The organism is Chryseobacterium soldanellicola (assembly GCF_900100115.1).
Classification (GTDB): Bacteria; Bacteroidota; Bacteroidia; order Flavobacteriales; family Weeksellaceae; genus Chryseobacterium; species Chryseobacterium soldanellicola.
This window is the reverse complement of record NZ_FNKL01000002.1, coordinates 636,917-654,344: the sequence shown is the minus strand read 5'-3', so window position 1 is coordinate 654,344 and position 17,428 is coordinate 636,917. Positions and strand designations below refer to the sequence as shown.

The window sequence follows — 17,428 nt, the reverse complement described above, 5'->3', positions numbered from 1 at the left end:
TATACCATCATGAAAACATTATTAAAAGCCATTATAGTAATCATCATTATTATTGGCGGAGTTTTGATCATTGTTGTAGGGAAAAAACCTTTTCCAGAACCGGAATGTATCGTTTGTGGGCCTAATCTAGTAAGAATTCTAGGAATTGCTGAAATTATCCTCGGACTCGGCGCATTAGTCATCCAGGGAAATCTGATTGAGAAGCAAAGAAATCTTTGAAAATTGTTGGAAAACGCAAAGACTCAATTTTCTTTCCTTCCGAAACTTTGTTAAGACGCAAGGATTTTATCTACGATAAAATTTGCAATAAATATTTTGCTGAAAATCTTTGATTTTCTTGCGCCTTAAAACATAGATTAAATTAAAAACTTTGCATCTTTCCGATTACCAACCACAAAAAATAAAAGACCAATAAAAATTTTATCGGTCTTTTTTGTATTAATCGTTTAGTTTCAAAACTGCCATGAATGCTGACTGCGGTACTTCTACTCTACCAATCTGCTTCATTTTCTTTTTACCTTCTTTCTGTTTCTCAAGAAGTTTTCTCTTTCTGGAAATATCTCCTCCGTAACATTTTGCGGTAACGTCTTTTCTCAATGCTTTAATGGTTTCTCTTGCAATAACCTTCGCTCCCAATGCTGCCTGAACCGCAATATCAAACTGCTGTCTAGGAATCAGCTCGCGAAGTTTTTCACACATTTTCTTCCCAATATAATAAGCATTAGAATCGTGAATCAGTGAGGATAAAGCATCTACCATATCTCCGTTGATCAGGATATCCATTTTTACCAATTTAGAAGAACGCATTCCGATGGGTGAATAATCGAAAGATGCATATCCTTTAGAAATAGATTTCAAACGGTCATAAAAGTCGAAAACAACTTCTGCCAAAGGCATATTGAATGTTAATTCAACTCGGTCTGCCGTTAAATAGCTTTGGTTTACTATTTCCCCTCTTTTTTCGATACAAAGTGTCATTACGGCCCCTACAAAATCAGATTTAGTAATAATAGAAGCTTTTATATAAGGCTCTTCCACTCTGTCTAAAAGATTGGGATCAATCATTTCAGATGGGTTGTTGATTAAAATTGCGGTTTCTGGATCTTTTTTAGAATATCCGTGGTATGAAACGTTGGGAACCGTGGTAATAACGTTCATATCAAATTCTCTTTCAAGACGTTCCTGAACGATTTCCATGTGAAGCATTCCTAAAAATCCGCAACGGAAACCAAAACCAAGTGCTGCAGAACTTTCAGGTTCGAAAACCAGAGAAGCATCATTCAGTCTCAATTTTTCTAATGAAAATCTTAATTCCTCAAAATCCTCAGATTCAATTGGATAGATACCCGCGAAAACCATCGGTTTTACTTCTTCAAACCCATCAATTGCAGCTGCAGCAGGATTCACAAAAGAGGTAATGGTATCACCCACTTTTACTTCTCTTGCATCTTTAATCCCCGAAATAATATAACCTACATCGCCACATTCGATTGTTTTCTTTGGAACCTGCTTTAGTTTTAAAGTTCCCACCTCATCAGCACCATATTCTTTTCCTGTAGCGAAAAATTTGATCTTTTCGTTTTTAGAAATGCTTCCGTTTACCACTTTGAAATAAGCCTCAATCCCTCGGAAAGGATTATATACAGAATCAAAAATCAATGCCTGAAGAGGAGCTTTCGGATCTCCTACCGGAGGCGGAATTCTATTGACAATCTGCTCCAGCAAATCGTGAACACCTTCTCCTGTTTTCCCTGAAACTCTCAAAACATCTTCGTATTTACATCCTAAAAGACCCATAATCTCATCGGTAACTTCTTCAGGGTTTGCTGATGGAAGATCTATTTTATTAAGAATCGGAATGATCTCAAGATCATTTTCCAATGCTAAATACAGATTGCTAATTGTTTGCGCCTGAATACTTTGTGCAGCATCTACAATAAGAAGCGCACCCTCACAGGCTGCAATAGAACGGGAAACTTCGTAAGAAAAATCTACGTGTCCCGGTGTATCAATCAGATTTAAAATATATTTTTCTCCTTTATATTCATAATCCATCTGGATCGCGTGAGACTTGATCGTAATCCCGCGTTCTTTCTCCAAATCCATATCATCCAGCGTCTGAGACTGTAATTCTCTTTGGGTTACCGTATTGGTATATTCCAATAGTCGATCCGCCAAAGTACTTTTACCGTGGTCGATATGAGCGATTATGCAAAAATTTCGTATGTTTTTCATTTAAGAACCTTGTAATTTGCAAAGATAAAAAAAAGGAAGACAATTCCTCATTCTTATTTTAGGGTGTGAAATTAATTTAAAATCTGATTAAAATAATTTAGTTTTTCAGGAGCTTATTCCCGCTCTCCGCACTCGCTATTTTTTTGGTTTCGGCGGCGGCAAAGCCGCCGCCGAAACCAAAAAAATGAGCTCAAACAAATGCTGCGATCTGGGCTAGGATTGCAGTCATTTCTTTCAATTCTTGTCATTGCGAACAGACTGAAGGTCTGCGAACGTAGTTCAGAAGTGACGAAGCAATCTCAATTAACAAAGTAAAATAGTCACAAAGATTGTCATTTTAACGAAAGAAAAAATCTCAACTTTCTTTTTTTAGAGATTCTTCTCTCCACTCATTATTAAGAACGACAAAGTATTCTTAACTACAAAAATCAAAAAACTTACTCCTATTCCTCATAAAATTTTTAACTTTTCACATTAAACTCTTCACAGAAAACTCAACCATATTTTAACTCATGAAAAAAGTTCTTCTACTTCTTTTAATTATTCCTTTCTCTCATTTACAATCACAATGGATTGAAAATGCGCCAGAAAATCCTGAAGAATTTGTCAATCCGCTAATCGGAACACTTTCAAAGCCTTCTTTATCAAACGGAAACACATATCCCGCCGTCGCAGTTCCCCACGGAATGAATCTCTGGACGCCACAAACCGGGAAAAACGGAAACGGATGGCAATACACTTACGATGCCGATAAAATCCGTGGAATTAAACAAACGCATCAACCTTCTCCCTGGATGAATGATTACGGAATGTTTTCCATCATGCCTGTGACGGGGAAAATGCGTTTTAATGAAGAAGAAAGAGCGAGTTGGTTTTCCCATAAATCAGAGGTTTCAAAACCCTATTATTACAGCGTTTATTTAGCCGACCATAATGTCACAGCAGAAATTACGCCTACAGAAAGAGCTGCCCAATTACGATTAACGTATCCAGATTCCGAAAACTCATGGTTTGTGGTCGATGCTTTTGATAAAGGTTCGAGCATTACAATTATTCCTTCTCAAAATAAAATTACAGGATATTCAACAAAATATTCTCGTGGAAAATTGGTTGGTTTTAAAAATTATTTTGTGATTTATGCAGATAAACCATTCACGAAATATTCAACCTGGAAGGATAAAGATTTTGTAAAAGATGCACTGGAAATTACGGGAGATCATTGCGGCGCAGTCGTTGGTTTCGCGACCAAAAAAGGTGAAAAAGTGAATTTGAGAATTGCTTCATCATTCATCAGTTTGGAACAGGCAGAATTAAATTTACAAAAAGAATTAAATAAAGATTCATTTGACGATACTTTCAAAAAAGCAAAATCAGCCTGGAATGAAAAATTAAAACGAGTTGAAGTGGCAGGCGGAACAATCGACCAAATGCGAACTTTCTATTCTTCATTATACCGAATGCTTTGTTTTCCACATAAAATGTATGAGGTTAATAAAAACGGAGAAATCGTACATTACAGTCCATATTCAGGGAAAACAGAAGCTGGTTATCGTTTTGCAGGAACTGGTTTCTGGGATACATTCAGAGCGCTCTATCCTTTTTTAAATTTAGTGTATCCAAGCATCAATGTTGAAATGCAGAAAGGATTAATCAGTGATTACAAAGAAGGCGGCTGGTTACCAGAATGGTCGAGCCCCTCGTATTCTGACATTATGATTGGAAATAATTCGGCTTCTGTAGTTGCGGATGCTTATCTAAAAGGTTTGCGAGGTTATGATATTGAAACATTATATCAGGCTTTGCTTCACGGCGCGAATAATGAAGGTCCGCAAGCAACCGGAAGATTAGGAATTGAATATTATAAAAAATTAGGCTACGTTCCTTATGATGTAAAAATAAATGAAAACGCGGCAAGAACTTTGGAATATGCTTACGACGATTTTGCGATTGCTCAATTAGGAAAAGCTTTGGGAAAACCGGAATCTGAATGGGGCGAATATTACAGACGTTCACAAAATTTTCAAAAAGTGATTGATCCGGAAACAAAATTAGCTCGCGGAAGAAATCAGGACGGAAGTTTTCAGACACCTTTTAATCCTTTCAAATGGGGTGATGCTTTTACAGAAGGTAATTCATGGCATTATACATGGTCTGTTTTTCAGGATATTGACGGACTGGCAAAATTGATGGGCGGAAGAAAAGAGTTTTCGAAAAAATTAGATCAGGTTTTTGAATTACCTTCTGTTTTTGATGATTCTTATTATGGTTCAACGATTCATGAAATTCAGGAAATGGTGAATGCAAATATGGGACAGTATGCTCATGGAAATCAGCCTGCACAACATATTATTTATTTATATAATTATTCCGGAGAGCCCTGGAAAACGCAATATTGGGTTCGTGAAACAATGAATCGCCTGTATCAGCCAACTCCGGACGGATATTGCGGTGACGAAGATAACGGACAAACTTCTGCCTGGTATATTTTCTCGGCATTGGGTTTTTATCCTGTCACTCCGGCGACGGATCAATATGTTTTAGGAGCTCCATTGTTTAAAAAAGCCATTATTCATTTAGAAAATGGAAAAAATCTCGAGATTAAGGCAGATAATAACAGTGATGAAAACCGCTACGTCAATTCATTAAAATTCAATGGAAAAAAATATTCTAAAAACTGGCTCAGTCATAAAGAATTAATGCAAGGTGCAACCTTAAAATTTGATATGATTTCCCGACCCAATAAAAGCCGCGGAACAAATGAAAAAGATTTTCCTTATTCTTATTCTACGGATAAAAAATAAAATAAAAGAGAGACAAAATGTCTCTCTTTTATTTGTCTTATTTAGATTTACCGAAATTTTCGGGTAAAATATATTCCCCTGTAAGCTTATCAATTCCTACTCTATAATACAGAGCATTCTGTCTTCTGATTTTTGTGGCTGCAACATTTATTACACCTACTACCAGACCTCCAATAGCACCTGCAGCACCTGCTCCCACAATAATCGGTGTACTGTTATATTCCGGAAAAATTTCTTCCTGAGCTGCCATTATGAAAATTCCGTCATTATCTTTTTCAATTTCAATAATACTTACGGGTGTTTTCTTATAGGCAATTCCGTTGTCAATAATTGCATAAACATCTTTACCAAGATTATCGTAACCATCAACTCTTTTCACTCCTCTAATTATACCTTCTTTATTCTTCTTTACTGTAAAATCTTTATCTGGTGTTTGTTCGGCAAATGATTTATAATCTTTATAAACACCGTCCGTAAAAGTTTCAGAATTATAAACTGGTAACTTTTCTGGTATTATTTTTTCATAATTTCCAAGATCGGTTTCAGAAACAGGAATATTGAGCCCGGTTTCAGTGTATGAATCTTTAATGATGTTCGCTAATTCTAATGATATTTTAGCCGCTATAGCTCTTGTAATATACGCATGATCTTTTTGCGGATAATCTTTTGAAACTGTCCGTTTTTTCAAAAAATAATATTGATTATTTCTTTTTAAAAAGGTAGAAATTTTCATTTCCAAATGTCCCGTGACCGATCTTTCAGTCGGTATATCATTAACCTTTAAATTTTCCAGCACAAGAAAATATTGAATATTACCCTGTACCTTATTATTTTCTAAAAACCAGTCAGAAAATAATTTTTCCAGATCATCTTTTTCAAATTTTACCTCAAAAGGATCTTTTCTGTGAGAAACTATTCCTATGTTTTTATCTTCTCTTTTGTCCAGCAAAGTAAGAGATTTGGCATAATGATTTTTATCTTTTATATTATTTCTGAGCTCTATAAATTGATCTTTTTGAGCAAAAACAAAACTGGAAAATAATAGAAATAATAATTTTTTTTTCATTTGTTTTTTTTAAAATTAGTCTGTAAAAATATGAATTCGTTTAAATTAAACAACGCACAAAAAAGTATCCGCGATTATCTTATTCCTCTGAGAAATCATATTCTCCTGTCTGTGGATCGATATAAATTGCAAACGTATCACTTCTTCTTGCCTTATTTTGTCTGAAACCCCGCTCAAGAATCCCAACAAGACCAACAGCAATACCGCCGTACATTCCTCCTTGTCCTGCACCAACACTCAAAAAAACAGCAGAATTTTGAACCGGAAGAATATACCCTCTGTTGCTTATCAGATAAAATCCTCTGTCATTTTTATTAAGCTCTAAAAATCCCGAAAATGTTTTTTTATACGCCTTTCCGTTTTCTACATAAATGAACATTTCATTGGCAGAGATTTTATCTTTCTTCCCGTTTTCTTCTTTTATCGCCTTTAAAACTGCTCCTTTTTCATTTTTTTCAAGAACATAATTTCCAGGTTCTGGAGTCTGGTTCATAAATGAAGTATGATTTAAGTAAATTCCATCTTTCAGCTTTTCATTTCTATACGCTTCGGAATTGGCTTTCACATAAGATTCATAATCTGTAAGAGCATCAATGGCTACCGGGTTTTCTTTGGGCTTCAGGGTATACGTTTTCTTCAAAAACATCGCAAAAACCACCGGGATATTTTTCATCATTACATCAGAAATATTTTTACTTCTGAAACTGTAAACCGTATCTTTTTTATATAAAAATTTATAAGTATCACCTTCTTTCAGGAAAGTCTGCGCAGAAAATTCTATATCTCCTTCTGTCTCCTTTCCTTCCGTTTCTCCCAGATAAGCCTTAAGCTTTTTAAGGACTAAAACCATTTCATGTTTCCCGCCTTTATGGTTACTGTCTGTGTACCATTGACTTAAGAAAGTATTTATTGAAGTGGGAAAAACAATTTCTTTCATTTCTTTGTTGTCCCCGAAAGGCATCTCGCCTATTTTTTGCTCTTCTCTCTGATCAATTACTTCAAGGGATTTATAAATATTCCCTTTCGGATTTGAAAGATTTCCTCTTTCTTTAATGATCTCCTGAGCTTGTGCAAACGAAATTATTGAAACAAAAATTAAAGTGATCTGTAGTATTTTTTTCATTTAATAAAAAGATTTCATTCAAAAATATGAATTTGCTTTAAAAATTAAACGACTCCCACAAAAAATTTGTAAGAGTCGTCCAACATTAAAAAAATAAACTATTATGGGTTTTGTTTGGGCCTTGCCCCATTATTGTTGTTTCCGTGAGGTTTTCTTTCATTCATTTTATCTCTCATCATGCCCTCAGACTGAAACAATTTTAATACTTTCTGGCAAGGAATCACCTGCTGCATCTTATCAGCGTATTTTTTTCTGTTATCCAGTAATTTTTGGCCTACTTCAAAGCTCTGCTGTAATTTGGCCTTAGCTTCATCATCAGAGAGAGTTTCCGGATTAAAATTAGAATTAAACTGGCTTTTGATCTGCTTCTGACTATCCAGATATTCGTTGTAGATCTCCGTAAATTCTGTTTTATCACTAGGATCGATGTCCAGATTATCCATCACCATATTGTTCCTGAACTTTGCAAGAAGCGCTTTTCTTTCTTCCGGAGAAAGACTGTTTATTACCTCTTTTCTTTGTTTAGGGTCCATTTTTTTCCAGTCATAATCTGTTCTTTGAGCATTTAAGCCAAAACCGTAAATAATAAAAAGTGTAAATAATATCTTTTTCATCTTTCTTAATTATATAAATCCAAATAAACGTCCTGTGTTGAATTGCTTGCCAGCTCTGATATTTCAGAATTGGAAAAAGAATCCAAATATTCATTCATCTGAGTTTCAACTTTCTTAGCTGCAGGCTTTACCGTCTGCTTTTTTTCTGCCTTATTATCAGTCACCTGAGTGTAAGTATTGTTTTTACTTTCTTGATTTACAACTGTTTGATTATTATTTTCAACAGAAGTTAAATCAGATTTCAATGTTTCATACGCCAACTCGCTTTCGGTTTTCGATTGCTGACCGTTTACGGCATACGTTGGCTGAGAACCTTCTTTATCCTTTGTTCTATCAATTGAATTGAAAACAAAAGTCGCTCCAAAAATCAACGCCAATGATGCTGCCGCAGCGTAAGCCCAATTTAATTTAAAAATAGGTGCTTTTTTATTCGCTTTTACATCATTCATTACTTTTTCCTGAATATTTTCAAACAAATTATCAGGAACTCGGTAAATGTTTTTGCGTTCTAGTTTTTCTATATCGAAGTCTTTCATCTCTTTTCTCTCAAAAATTATCTTTCGTAATTTTCTTTAATATATTCTTCTATTTTTTGCTTGGCATAATGATAATTCGTTTTTAATGTGCCTACCGACATATCTACAATTTTTGATATCTCTTCGTAAGGCAAATCATCATAATACCGCATCATAAATACCAGTTTCTGCTTTTCGGGCAGACTTTGTATCGCGTTCTGGAGTAAAAGCTGTATTTCTTCAGCATCCCCTTCTGTATTATCGGCGACAAGATTTTGCATATAATATTCCGGATCTTCATCGGTCTTCTGCATTTTCTTCAATTTATTTACCTGCTGTAATGCTTCATTGGTAGCGATTCTGTACAGCCAGGTGTACAACTGGCTATCATTTTTGAACTGATGAAAATTCTGATATGCTTTTATAAATGTTTCCTGCAGCGTGTCCTGTGCAAGATCTCCGTCCACAATAATTCTTCTTATGTGCCAATACAATCTACTTTGATAAGCATCCATCAGGGCGCGAACTCCTTTTTCCTGAGTTCGTGGATTTTGCATCAACGAAATAATTTCCGCGTCCTTAATCTTCATAAGATGCTTTCACTGTTTTGGATTACAAAAATAGTTGAAAGTTAAATTACTTATCCAATTTTTAGTCCAAAAAATAAAATATTGTAAGATAGTTATGCAATAAGCCTCAGACAATAAGCAATAAGCGGTGTAAAATTTCCAACTTCCCACATTTTAACATCCTTTCCACAACTCACTGCAAAATCCTATCTTTGTTATATGCAAATTGTAATTATCGGTTCCGGAAACGTCGCCTATCATCTGGCAAAAGCTTTTGTTCTGAATAACATTCCTTTAGCCCAAATTTTTGGAAGGAATGAGAAAGAACTGCAAAAAATTTCTGATGAATTAAAAATTCCTTATTCAACGGAAAAACTGGAAGATGCAGATCTGTATATTATTTGTGTAAGTGACAATTCTGTAGAAAATGTTTCTAAAATCATTACTAAAAAAGATTGTCTGGTTGCTCATACTTCTGGCTCGCTTTCCAAAGAAGTTTTAGTAGGAGAGTACAGAAAATCAAGCTTTTATCCTTTACAGACTTTTTCAAGATCTAAAGAACTGGATTATTCCAACATTCCGTTTTTTATAGAAACTGAAAATCAGGAGGATCAAAATTTACTTTTTGAAATTGCTTCTAAAATTTCAAAAAATGTAATGAAAAGTACTCATGAAAAAAGAAAATATATTCATTTAACGGCCGTTTTTGCCTGTAATTTTGTAAATCATCTTTTTTCAAGAGCGAAAGAAATTTCGGATTCACAGGAAATTCCGTTTGATTATTTTTTACCGTTAATTGATGAAACGGTTCAAAAAATTCATGAAATTGAACCAAAATCAGCACAAACCGGTCCAGCCGTAAGAAATGATATAAGAGTTCTGGAATTACATGAGCAGTTATTAAAAGACGAAAGTCTTGAGATTTATAAAACAATGAATCACTCAATTCAAAAAATGTATGAGTTATAAAGAGAAATTAAAAGATATAAAAGCATTTGTATTCGATGTAGACGGAGTTTTCACAGACGGAAGCGTTTATCTGATGCCGGGAGGAAATATGTCGAGGGTAATGAATGTTCTAGACGGATACGCTGTTGTTAAAGCCTTAAAAAACAATTACTTAATAGGAGTAATTACAGGAGGAAACGATGAAATGGTAAAACACAGGATCAATTATCTCGGAATACAGGATTATTATCCGAAATCTCATAATAAAATGGCTGATTTTGAAGATTTTAAAGCAAAATATAATCTTAAAAATGAAGACATTTTAACAATGGGAGATGATTTACCCGACATTCATATTATGGAAAATTCTGCCATTGCGGCTTGTCCTGAAAATGCCGTACCTGAAGTAAAAGGGATTGCCAGTTATATTTCACCAATAAAAGGGGGAAGTGGTGCCGTACGCGATGTAATCGAGCAGGTAATGAAAATTCAGGGTAATTGGCATGATGATAACACACAATCTATTTAATTAATTGATAATGAATATATTATTAGCCTCACAATCACCCAGAAGAAAAGAACTTTTATCAAGTTTAGGCTTTGATTTTGAAGTCGTGAAAATAGATTGTGAAGAAATTCTTCCAAAACATATTGAAATAGGAGAGGCGGCAGCATATTTATCTGAATTAAAAGCAGAAGCTTTCAGAAAGCTGGAAAATGATGAAGTTCTGATAACTGCCGATACCATTGTAGCTATTGATAATCAAATCCTTGGAAAGCCGAAAGATGCAGACGATGCAAAAAATATGCTGCAGAAGCTTTCAGGGAAAACACATCAGGTTTATACAGGAATTACGATTAAAACTTCAAATCAAACTTTTACAGAAACTGATGTCGCAAATGTAGAGTTTGACGAAATTTCAGATGAAGAAATTGACTATTACGTTCAAAAATACAGACCTTTCGACAAAGCAGGAAGCTATGGCATCCAGGAATGGCTCGGAATGGCAAAAATCAGAAAAATGGAAGGCAGCTTTTATACGATTATGGGGCTTCCTACTCATTTGGTTTACAAAATTTTGAATAAAATATAAATTTTTTCAATATAAAATTTATTATTTTTACAAAATCATCAAACTTTTGATAATAAAAAGTAGATTAGCCAGTTATATTGAATAATGAAAAAGAATATTTTATTCCTTTTGACAGCATGTATCGTTCTCTCTTGTGGCACAAAAACCAAGAGACCGGAGCAGCGATCCAAGTTCATGAAAGGATTTTCCACATATTACAACACTTTGTTTAATGCAAAAGATGCGTTAAACACAGAGTTTGAGACGAGAGACAAAGCGCATAAAGATAATTTTTATGCTCCGTATATTCCCATTCTGACCTATGAAGATCAGCCTTTGGGAAGCGATCTTGGCCAATCTGAAGCTTTCGCCGAAAACTCCAGAAAGATGGCAGAAGTGAATCAGCCTGCCAAAAATAATAGCGGCAGAAGCGCTCAGAACGGGCCTCCGGGAATGCCACCCGGGATGCAGGGAAATGTGACGCCAAATGGGAATAATCCCGACGATCAAAACCAAACAGGAAATAAAGGCGCTACAGCACTGGAAATTTCAGAAGCAAAAGCTTTAAAAGCGATTAATAAATATTCAGTCATTAAAAACGGAGAGGAAAAAAACAAAAAAATCTTCGATGCTTACATGATTCTTGCGCAATCGAGAATTTACCAGAATAAATCAGCTGAAGCTTTGGACGCCCTGAACTATGTTTTCACGCATATGAAGGATGATAAAAGAGTTCCTTTGGCTAGAATTTACGAAGGCCTCGCGTATTCTCAGCTTAAAAGTTACCACAAAGCCCAGGATGTTTTTGCAAAATTAAAAGGAGAGGATATCAGTAAAACGTATGAAAAGCTTTTAAGCATCTATTATTCTGAATCTCTATTGGATGCAGGTAAAAAAGAAGAAGCTGTAAAAGAATTGGACCACGCTTTTGAAGTTAATACCAACAGAAAATTAAAGAGCAGAATTGCTTATCTGAAAGGCCAGGTTTATGAAAATTTAGGACAGAACGATCAGGCCAGAGAAAGTTTTATGGCTGCTTATAAATATGCCAATGATTTCGAGTTTGAGGTAAAATCCCAAATTGCCGTTGCCAAAACATTCAACGGAAAAGGCGATTATACCGGTGCTAAAAAATATTTGGAAGATATCAGTAAAAAAGGAACTTACGGTTCCAGAAAGAACGAATTTTACTATGCTTTAGGGTTAATGGCCAATAAAGCCGGCAAAAGAGATGAAGCTCAGGACTTCTTTAAAAAATCCCTGAAAGAAAAAGTTTCCGATCCGCAAATCCGCGGTTTAGATTATTATGAAATAGGAAAAGATTATCTTGATAAAAACGACTATATCGCAGCCGGAACATATTATGATTCTGCGCTTGCCGCAATGACCTATGAGCCCTCTAAGGTGCTTTTACAGGATCAGTCCGTTTATATTAAAAAGATCTCAAAAAACTATTATTTAATTAAGAAAAATGACAGCATTCTTTCTTTAGCGAAAATGAGTGAAGCCGAAAAAACAGATTTTTTCACAAAACATATTGCAAAATTAAAGGCTAAGGAAGAAAAAGAAGAGTTGGAAAGAAAACGAGCTGAAAGAGCAAAAGGTTTCGATACCGGTGATTACAGTGCCAACTCTATTTTTGCAAACAGCTCCAATTCTTTTGAGGATTTCGGAGTGGCAACAAAAGGTTTTTATTTCTCTAATACAGGTACCGTCAGCAAAGGTTCCTCTTCATTTAAGCAGGTGTGGGGCGACAGGGCTCTTGCCGATAACTGGCGTTATTCTAAAAAAATGACCTCTATTGAAGACATGAAAAATGAAGCGTTAGGAGTGACATCTGCGCCAAACCCAAGACGTTTCGAGCCTAAATATTATATCGAGCAAATTCCTACAGACGCCACAAAATTAGCCGAGCTGAAAAAAGACAGAGATACAGCTTCTTTGGGCCTTGGTGTAATGTATCAGAATTATTTTACCAATACACCTTTGGCGACAAAAACATTATACGATCTCGTAGATGTTAAACCTGAAGAAAAAGTGATGCTGCAGGCTTTGTATGAGATTTTTGCCATGAATTATCAGAAAAATCCACAGGCTGCAGAAAGAGCAAAACAAATCTTATTGACCGATTATCCATATTCATCTTATGCGGAATTCGCAAGAAATCCTAAAAGCAATACGTTTGTAAAATCTTCTGAAGATGTTGAAAATGAATACAAAAGAGCTTACGCTTTGTATGAAGGTGAAAAATTTGTGGAAAGTAAAGATATTATTGATCAGACCATTCAGAAATATCCAAAAGATGCTTTGATTCCTAAATTATATCTGTTAAATGCATTTAATTCAGGAAAATCGAGTGGGAAAGAGGTGATGATTCTTCAATTAGAACAAATTGCTTTAAATTATTCTAAAACCCCGGAAGGCGTAAAAGCCAAAGAAATGCTGAATTATCTGAAAAGCGATCTGGCATTCCAGGCTACGGATAATAAGGGAAATTCTCTTCCTCCACAACAGCCTAATACCCAAAACAACAATATAGGAATCCCCCCAAACCCAAGTGGAAATTTCAGCGGACAGCCTTCAACCAATATGAATAACCCCAATCAGCAAAATCAACAGCTGCCAAAAAAACAGCAGCCAACCACAATACAAGAAGTAAAAGGGCCGACGGCTCCTCCAAAAACCCAGTAAAATAAAAAAGCGAAGATAAATTTCTTCGCTTTTTTCTATAAAATCAATCTGATGAATTCTTTTTCTTTACTCCGTGAAAGTCTTTTAAATAAAACGGCTCAAAATACGCAATATCCTCAAACTCTTTTTTATCTATTTTCTCCAACGTTTTTTTAATTAAATATTGAGCAGAAGGGTAGATGCTGTCATTGAAAACAGCATTTGGAAGCTGCAAAATTTCCTGTGCTTTTTTTGCTCCGTCTCCCACAAATAGTATTTTTCTATCTTTAAACTCTTGAAAAGAGGTTTCATCTAAAATTTTAGCTTCCGTTTCAGAGATCATATTGCCGGTTTTACCGTCATAAACGGCCGTATAAACCTCCATTCTTCTTGCATCAATCAAAGGCACTATAAAATCATAGTTCTGATCTAAAAAAGGCTCTATCACCGTTTCAAGAGAATTTACAGCGATCAAAGGAACTTTTAATCCGTAGCAAAATCCTTTTGCAGAAGAAGCGCCAATTCTCAACCCGGTATAAGAACCCGGGCCTTTTCCTAAAGAAACGGCTTCAATCTCTTTCATTGAAATTCCTGCACCTTCCAAAGCCCATTCCACAAAAGTGTGCAGACTTTCGGACTGTTTATAGTTTTCTGAAACTTCTTCGCAAACACACAACAGCTTTTCGTTATCCGAAATAGCTACCGAGCAGTTTTTTGAAGAGGTTTCGATGTATAAAATTTTCATTTTTAATAAAATCTGTCATTAATCTGACATTTATAGATTAAATTTTAACCTGATAAATGAGCTGTAATCTTTTGCAAATTTAATCCTTTATGAAATTATTTCCTATAAATAGTTCTCGGTTCGCTTTGAGCACTCGGATAAATTGTCATATCAGAAACATTTACATGTTTTGGAGCATTTACACAATAGGCGATCGCATCAGCAATATCTTCTGCTTTTAAAGCCTCATATCCTGCATAAACGGTTGAAGCTCTTTCGCTGTCTCCTTTAAATCTAACTAAAGAAAAATCTGTTTCTACAGCGCCCGGCTGGATATTTGAAACCCTGATCCCAAATTCGGTTAATTCCAGCCTCATTCCTTCAGAAATAACATCGACTGCTTTTTTGGTGGCACAGTACACAACGCCATTTGCATAAGTTTGTCTCGCCGCAACCGAACTGATATTCACAATATGTCCTGAATTTAGTTCTTTCATCGAAGGAATAATCATTTTCGAAACATATAAAAGTCCTTTTACATTTCCGTCGATCATAGAATCCCAATCATCGGTTTTTCCGGCTGAAAGAGGATCCAAACCGTGTGCATTTCCTGCATTATTAACCAATACATCTATACTTTTCCATTCTTCCGGAAGAGAATTGATGGCATTTTCAACTTCTTCCAAATTCCTGACATCAAATTTTAAACTAAATATTTCGGTGAAGGAGGAAAGTTCAGTTTTTAATGATTCTAAAACCTCATTTCTTCTTCCGCAAATGATGATCCTGTTTCCTTGTCTGGCAAAAAGCTCTGCTGTAGATTTTCCTATTCCGGAAGTGGCTCCGGTGATTAATATTGTCTTCATAAAAAATTTTCAATTTTTTAAATGTATTAGTCTAAATTTATCAATGTAACAATGGTAAAGTGCTAGACTGATACATTGTTACATCATTAATTGGCGTCGAATGCTTCAAAAGCATCAACGATATGTTCAATAATTAGTTTTCCTTTTTCGTCGGGAAGCACGGAAATAATATCAAATCTGACTTCCTGGCTTTTATTAAATTCTTCCAGATAATTGTTGGCTGCAGAAACTATTAATTTGATTTTCTTTTTGTTAACCGCTTCCTGAGGCAGCATAAAAGCATCTGTAGAACGCGCTTTTACTTCTGTTATGATAATTAAATTATCTTTTTCGGCAATAATATCGATTTCCGCTTTTTGAAACCTAAAATTTCTTATAAGAATTTTATAGCCGTTTTTCTGTAGAAAACCTACTGCTAAGTCTTCAGCCTTTTTTCCGAAATCGTTGTGAGTTGCCATCGTCTAAGTTTGAGAGTAATAGGGTTTGAGGGTTTTAAGTCAGGGAATCTAAAACTCAACTTTTACCTTATCACCAATTTTCATTTTTACATTTCCTCCAATAATTAACGGTCGGTTATCTTTAATATGACCATTCGGGAAACCAAAAGCTACAGGAAATTTATATTTTAAAACTCTGTCTGAAATCAGCTGATAAGCAAACTCATCAAAGCTTTCTTCATAGCTTTTATTTTCTTTTTCATCACCCATATTGGTCATCCCACCGATTATTAAACCTGAGATTTTATTAAAAACTCCGGCTAATTCAAGACTCATGATCATTCGGTCCAGCGCATAAAAATTTTCACCGATATCTTCAATGAATAGAATTTTATCCTTGAAGTCAAAAGAATACTTTGTTCCCAGAAGCGCATAAATTAAGGCTAAATTCCCTCCGATCAATTCTCCTTCAATATTCCCTTTTTTATCAAATTGATGCGGTTTTAAGCTGTATTTTGGAGCTTTTCCTTTCAAAATATCAAAAGTCAGATTATAGCTTTCATCCGTAACGCCAAAACTTGATGTTTTAATGGTTTGTCCGTGAATTGAAGCAAAGCCTTTTTTCAGTAGATAACTTTGGATCACCGTATTATCAGAATATCCGATATACCATTTTGGATTTTTGGTGAAGTTTTTAAGATTCAAATGTTCAACCAGATGCTGACACCCATATCCACCTCTGGAAGCCCAGATTGCAGAGATTTGATTATCGTTTAAAGCCCAGTTGATGTCTTTAATTCTTTCCTGTTCGGTTCCTGCGTAATTGTAGCCGTTGGAGAATTTGCTGTAAAGGTGTTCACCCAAAACGGGTTCGAAACCTTTATTTTTAATCATTTCTAAACCTTTTTCCAGCTGAGAAGCTTCTACAGCTCCTGCAGGCGAAATTACAGCTATTTTGTCCCCTTTTTTAAGAGATTTCGGGAAGATAATTTTTTTCATTTGTTTTTTTGAAATTTTACTTCTTTCTTTTCTGCTTCTTCTAATTTTTTATCAAACTGATTAAATTTTTTAAAGCTTTGCAGGAAAATAAAGAAACTGAAAACTATAAGTATTCCGCCAACGATTCTTCTGATTTTGTTGGCTAATTTTTGTGTTAATTTATCGTGAAACTGTTTTGCCAAAAAGATTTTTGCAAGGTCTATACAAAGATAAGTGGCAATTACAATCCCTATGTATAAAATAAAATTGCCGGTATCCGGATATTGATTTCTTACGGAAATCACCGTTACCAGCCAAAAAAGGATAACCCCCACATTTAAAAGATTAAAAAAGAAACCATTAAAAAATGTTTTAAAATAATTCTGATTAATGATTTTTTCTTCGCCGGGCATGTGCATTTTGGTTTTCGTGACGAGCATGACAATTCCGTAAACGAAAATAAGGATGGAAGTTATTCTGTAAAAACCGGGATGCTTGTCTATCAAAGTTACTATATCTGCGCTCGCATAATAAGCTGCAACGATGCACAAAAGATCTGCACAGATAACACCTAAATCCAATGCCAACGCGTGTTTCGGACCTCTTGAAAAGCTGGTTTCTATTAATAAAAAAAAGATTGGCCCTATAAAAACCAAGCTTAACATAAAGCCTAAAACGATGGCAGAAAATATAAGTTCGAACATTTAATATCTGTTTCTATCCCAAATTTAAAAATTATATTTCTATTTGTCGCTAAAAACCGCTTCTTTTAGGTTTTTCAATTATAAATCAGAGTATTTTAAAACAAG

General features: G+C 34.9%; 17 protein-coding genes. 6 read left to right on the top strand and 11 right to left on the bottom strand.

Annotation, left to right across the window (positions count from 1 at the left end; genetic code table 11):
* Positions 1-9: 9 nt before the first annotated feature.
* A complete protein-coding gene (locus BLT04_RS07855) occupies positions 10-219 on the top strand; it encodes a hypothetical protein (protein ID WP_089755233.1) in 210 nt (69 codons plus the stop codon).
* Between the two features lie 219 nt (positions 220-438).
* On the opposite strand, the gene lepA is transcribed toward BLT04_RS07855, so the two are convergent.
* Positions 439-2,235, bottom strand: a complete 1,797-nt coding sequence (gene lepA / locus BLT04_RS07850; protein WP_089755232.1) for a translation elongation factor 4 — start codon at positions 2,233-2,235, stop codon at positions 439-441.
* Between the two features lie 512 nt (positions 2,236-2,747).
* On the opposite strand from lepA, the gene BLT04_RS07845 reads away from it, so the two are divergent.
* Entirely contained in the window at positions 2,748-5,036 is a 2,289-nt protein-coding gene (locus BLT04_RS07845; RefSeq protein ID WP_089755231.1) for a GH92 family glycosyl hydrolase, read from the top strand.
* A 37-nt stretch (positions 5,037-5,073) separates the two neighbouring features.
* On the opposite strand, the gene BLT04_RS07840 is transcribed toward BLT04_RS07845, so the two are convergent.
* The 5 genes from BLT04_RS07840 to BLT04_RS07820 form a co-directional block, all read right to left on the bottom strand.
* Positions 5,074-6,102 carry a hypothetical protein gene (locus tag BLT04_RS07840; protein WP_089755230.1) on the bottom strand — a complete coding sequence of 343 codons (1,029 nt, stop codon included), beginning with the start codon at positions 6,100-6,102 and terminating at the stop codon, positions 5,074-5,076.
* 79 nt (positions 6,103-6,181) lie between these two features.
* Complete coding sequence (locus tag BLT04_RS07835; protein ID WP_089755229.1) at positions 6,182-7,225, bottom strand: hypothetical protein; 1,044 nt, start codon at positions 7,223-7,225, stop codon at positions 6,182-6,184.
* 101 nt (positions 7,226-7,326) lie between these two features.
* On the bottom strand, positions 7,327-7,839 hold the full coding sequence (locus BLT04_RS07830; RefSeq protein ID WP_089755228.1) for a hypothetical protein: 513 nt from the start codon (positions 7,837-7,839) through the stop codon (positions 7,327-7,329).
* 5 nt (positions 7,840-7,844) lie between these two features.
* The gene (locus BLT04_RS07825) at positions 7,845-8,375 is read right to left on the bottom strand and encodes a hypothetical protein (RefSeq protein ID WP_089755227.1); all 531 of its coding nucleotides are present in this window, start codon (positions 8,373-8,375) and stop codon (positions 7,845-7,847) included.
* 17 nt (positions 8,376-8,392) lie between these two features.
* On the bottom strand, positions 8,393-8,944 hold the full coding sequence (locus tag BLT04_RS07820; protein WP_034701130.1) for an RNA polymerase sigma factor: 552 nt from the start codon (positions 8,942-8,944) through the stop codon (positions 8,393-8,395).
* A 198-nt stretch (positions 8,945-9,142) separates the two neighbouring features.
* On the opposite strand from BLT04_RS07820, the gene BLT04_RS07815 reads away from it, so the two are divergent.
* From BLT04_RS07815 to porW, 4 genes are all read left to right on the top strand, one after another.
* Entirely contained in the window at positions 9,143-9,892 is a 750-nt protein-coding gene (locus tag BLT04_RS07815; protein ID WP_089755226.1) for a Rossmann-like and DUF2520 domain-containing protein, read from the top strand.
* Complete coding sequence (locus BLT04_RS07810; RefSeq protein ID WP_089755225.1) at positions 9,882-10,400, top strand: KdsC family phosphatase; 519 nt, start codon at positions 9,882-9,884, stop codon at positions 10,398-10,400. Before BLT04_RS07815 ends, BLT04_RS07810 begins: the two co-directional genes overlap by 11 nt.
* A 10-nt stretch (positions 10,401-10,410) precedes the next feature.
* Positions 10,411-10,965 (top strand): Maf family protein, encoded by a 555-nt coding sequence (locus BLT04_RS07805; protein ID WP_089755224.1) that lies wholly within the window; start codon positions 10,411-10,413, stop codon positions 10,963-10,965.
* A gap of 84 nt (positions 10,966-11,049) precedes the next feature.
* The gene (gene porW, locus BLT04_RS07800) at positions 11,050-13,635 is read left to right on the top strand and encodes a type IX secretion system periplasmic lipoprotein PorW/SprE (protein WP_089755223.1); all 2,586 of its coding nucleotides are present in this window, start codon (positions 11,050-11,052) and stop codon (positions 13,633-13,635) included.
* A gap of 43 nt (positions 13,636-13,678) precedes the next feature.
* On the opposite strand, the gene tsaB is transcribed toward porW, so the two are convergent.
* The 5 genes from tsaB to BLT04_RS07775 all read right to left on the bottom strand — a co-directional run bounded on the left by tsaB (position 13,679) and on the right by BLT04_RS07775 (position 17,323).
* Positions 13,679-14,359, bottom strand: a complete 681-nt coding sequence (tsaB, locus tag BLT04_RS07795; RefSeq protein ID WP_089755222.1) for a tRNA (adenosine(37)-N6)-threonylcarbamoyltransferase complex dimerization subunit type 1 TsaB — start codon at positions 14,357-14,359, stop codon at positions 13,679-13,681.
* A 95-nt stretch (positions 14,360-14,454) separates the two neighbouring features.
* On the bottom strand, positions 14,455-15,204 hold the full coding sequence (locus tag BLT04_RS07790) for an SDR family NAD(P)-dependent oxidoreductase (RefSeq protein WP_089755221.1): 750 nt from the start codon (positions 15,202-15,204) through the stop codon (positions 14,455-14,457).
* A gap of 86 nt (positions 15,205-15,290) precedes the next feature.
* Positions 15,291-15,662, bottom strand: a complete 372-nt coding sequence (locus tag BLT04_RS07785) for a YraN family protein (protein ID WP_089755220.1) — start codon at positions 15,660-15,662, stop codon at positions 15,291-15,293.
* A gap of 48 nt (positions 15,663-15,710) precedes the next feature.
* The gene (locus BLT04_RS07780) at positions 15,711-16,640 is read right to left on the bottom strand and encodes a S66 peptidase family protein (RefSeq protein WP_089755219.1); all 930 of its coding nucleotides are present in this window, start codon (positions 16,638-16,640) and stop codon (positions 15,711-15,713) included.
* Positions 16,637-17,323 (bottom strand): LysE family translocator, encoded by a 687-nt coding sequence (locus BLT04_RS07775; RefSeq protein ID WP_089755218.1) that lies wholly within the window; start codon positions 17,321-17,323, stop codon positions 16,637-16,639. The genes BLT04_RS07780 and BLT04_RS07775 overlap by 4 nt, the downstream gene beginning before the upstream one ends.
* Between the last annotated feature and the right edge of the window lie 105 nt (positions 17,324-17,428).

What these genes read in the sequence shown, in the direction of transcription:
- BLT04_RS07855 (WP_089755233.1), top strand. Translation starts at nt 10, where the DNA reads ATGAAAACATTATTAAAAGCCATTATAGTAATCATCATTATTATTGGC.
- lepA (WP_089755232.1), bottom strand. Translation starts at nt 2,235, where the DNA reads ATGAAAAACATACGAAATTTTTGCATAATCGCTCATATCGACCACGGT.
- BLT04_RS07845 (WP_089755231.1), top strand. Translation starts at nt 2,748, where the DNA reads ATGAAAAAAGTTCTTCTACTTCTTTTAATTATTCCTTTCTCTCATTTA.
- BLT04_RS07840 (WP_089755230.1), bottom strand. Translation starts at nt 6,102, where the DNA reads ATGAAAAAAAAATTATTATTTCTATTATTTTCCAGTTTTGTTTTTGCT.
- BLT04_RS07835 (WP_089755229.1), bottom strand. Translation starts at nt 7,225, where the DNA reads ATGAAAAAAATACTACAGATCACTTTAATTTTTGTTTCAATAATTTCG.
- BLT04_RS07830 (WP_089755228.1), bottom strand. Translation starts at nt 7,839, where the DNA reads ATGAAAAAGATATTATTTACACTTTTTATTATTTACGGTTTTGGCTTA.
- BLT04_RS07825 (WP_089755227.1), bottom strand. Translation starts at nt 8,375, where the DNA reads ATGAAAGACTTCGATATAGAAAAACTAGAACGCAAAAACATTTACCGA.
- BLT04_RS07820 (WP_034701130.1), bottom strand. Translation starts at nt 8,944, where the DNA reads ATGAAGATTAAGGACGCGGAAATTATTTCGTTGATGCAAAATCCACGA.
- BLT04_RS07815 (WP_089755226.1), top strand. Translation starts at nt 9,143, where the DNA reads ATGCAAATTGTAATTATCGGTTCCGGAAACGTCGCCTATCATCTGGCA.
- BLT04_RS07810 (WP_089755225.1), top strand. Translation starts at nt 9,882, where the DNA reads ATGAGTTATAAAGAGAAATTAAAAGATATAAAAGCATTTGTATTCGAT.
- BLT04_RS07805 (WP_089755224.1), top strand. Translation starts at nt 10,411, where the DNA reads ATGAATATATTATTAGCCTCACAATCACCCAGAAGAAAAGAACTTTTA.
- porW (WP_089755223.1), top strand. Translation starts at nt 11,050, where the DNA reads ATGAAAAAGAATATTTTATTCCTTTTGACAGCATGTATCGTTCTCTCT.
- tsaB (WP_089755222.1), bottom strand. Translation starts at nt 14,359, where the DNA reads ATGAAAATTTTATACATCGAAACCTCTTCAAAAAACTGCTCGGTAGCT.
- BLT04_RS07790 (WP_089755221.1), bottom strand. Translation starts at nt 15,204, where the DNA reads ATGAAGACAATATTAATCACCGGAGCCACTTCCGGAATAGGAAAATCT.
- BLT04_RS07785 (WP_089755220.1), bottom strand. Translation starts at nt 15,662, where the DNA reads ATGGCAACTCACAACGATTTCGGAAAAAAGGCTGAAGACTTAGCAGTA.
- BLT04_RS07780 (WP_089755219.1), bottom strand. Translation starts at nt 16,640, where the DNA reads ATGAAAAAAATTATCTTCCCGAAATCTCTTAAAAAAGGGGACAAAATA.
- BLT04_RS07775 (WP_089755218.1), bottom strand. Translation starts at nt 17,323, where the DNA reads ATGTTCGAACTTATATTTTCTGCCATCGTTTTAGGCTTTATGTTAAGC.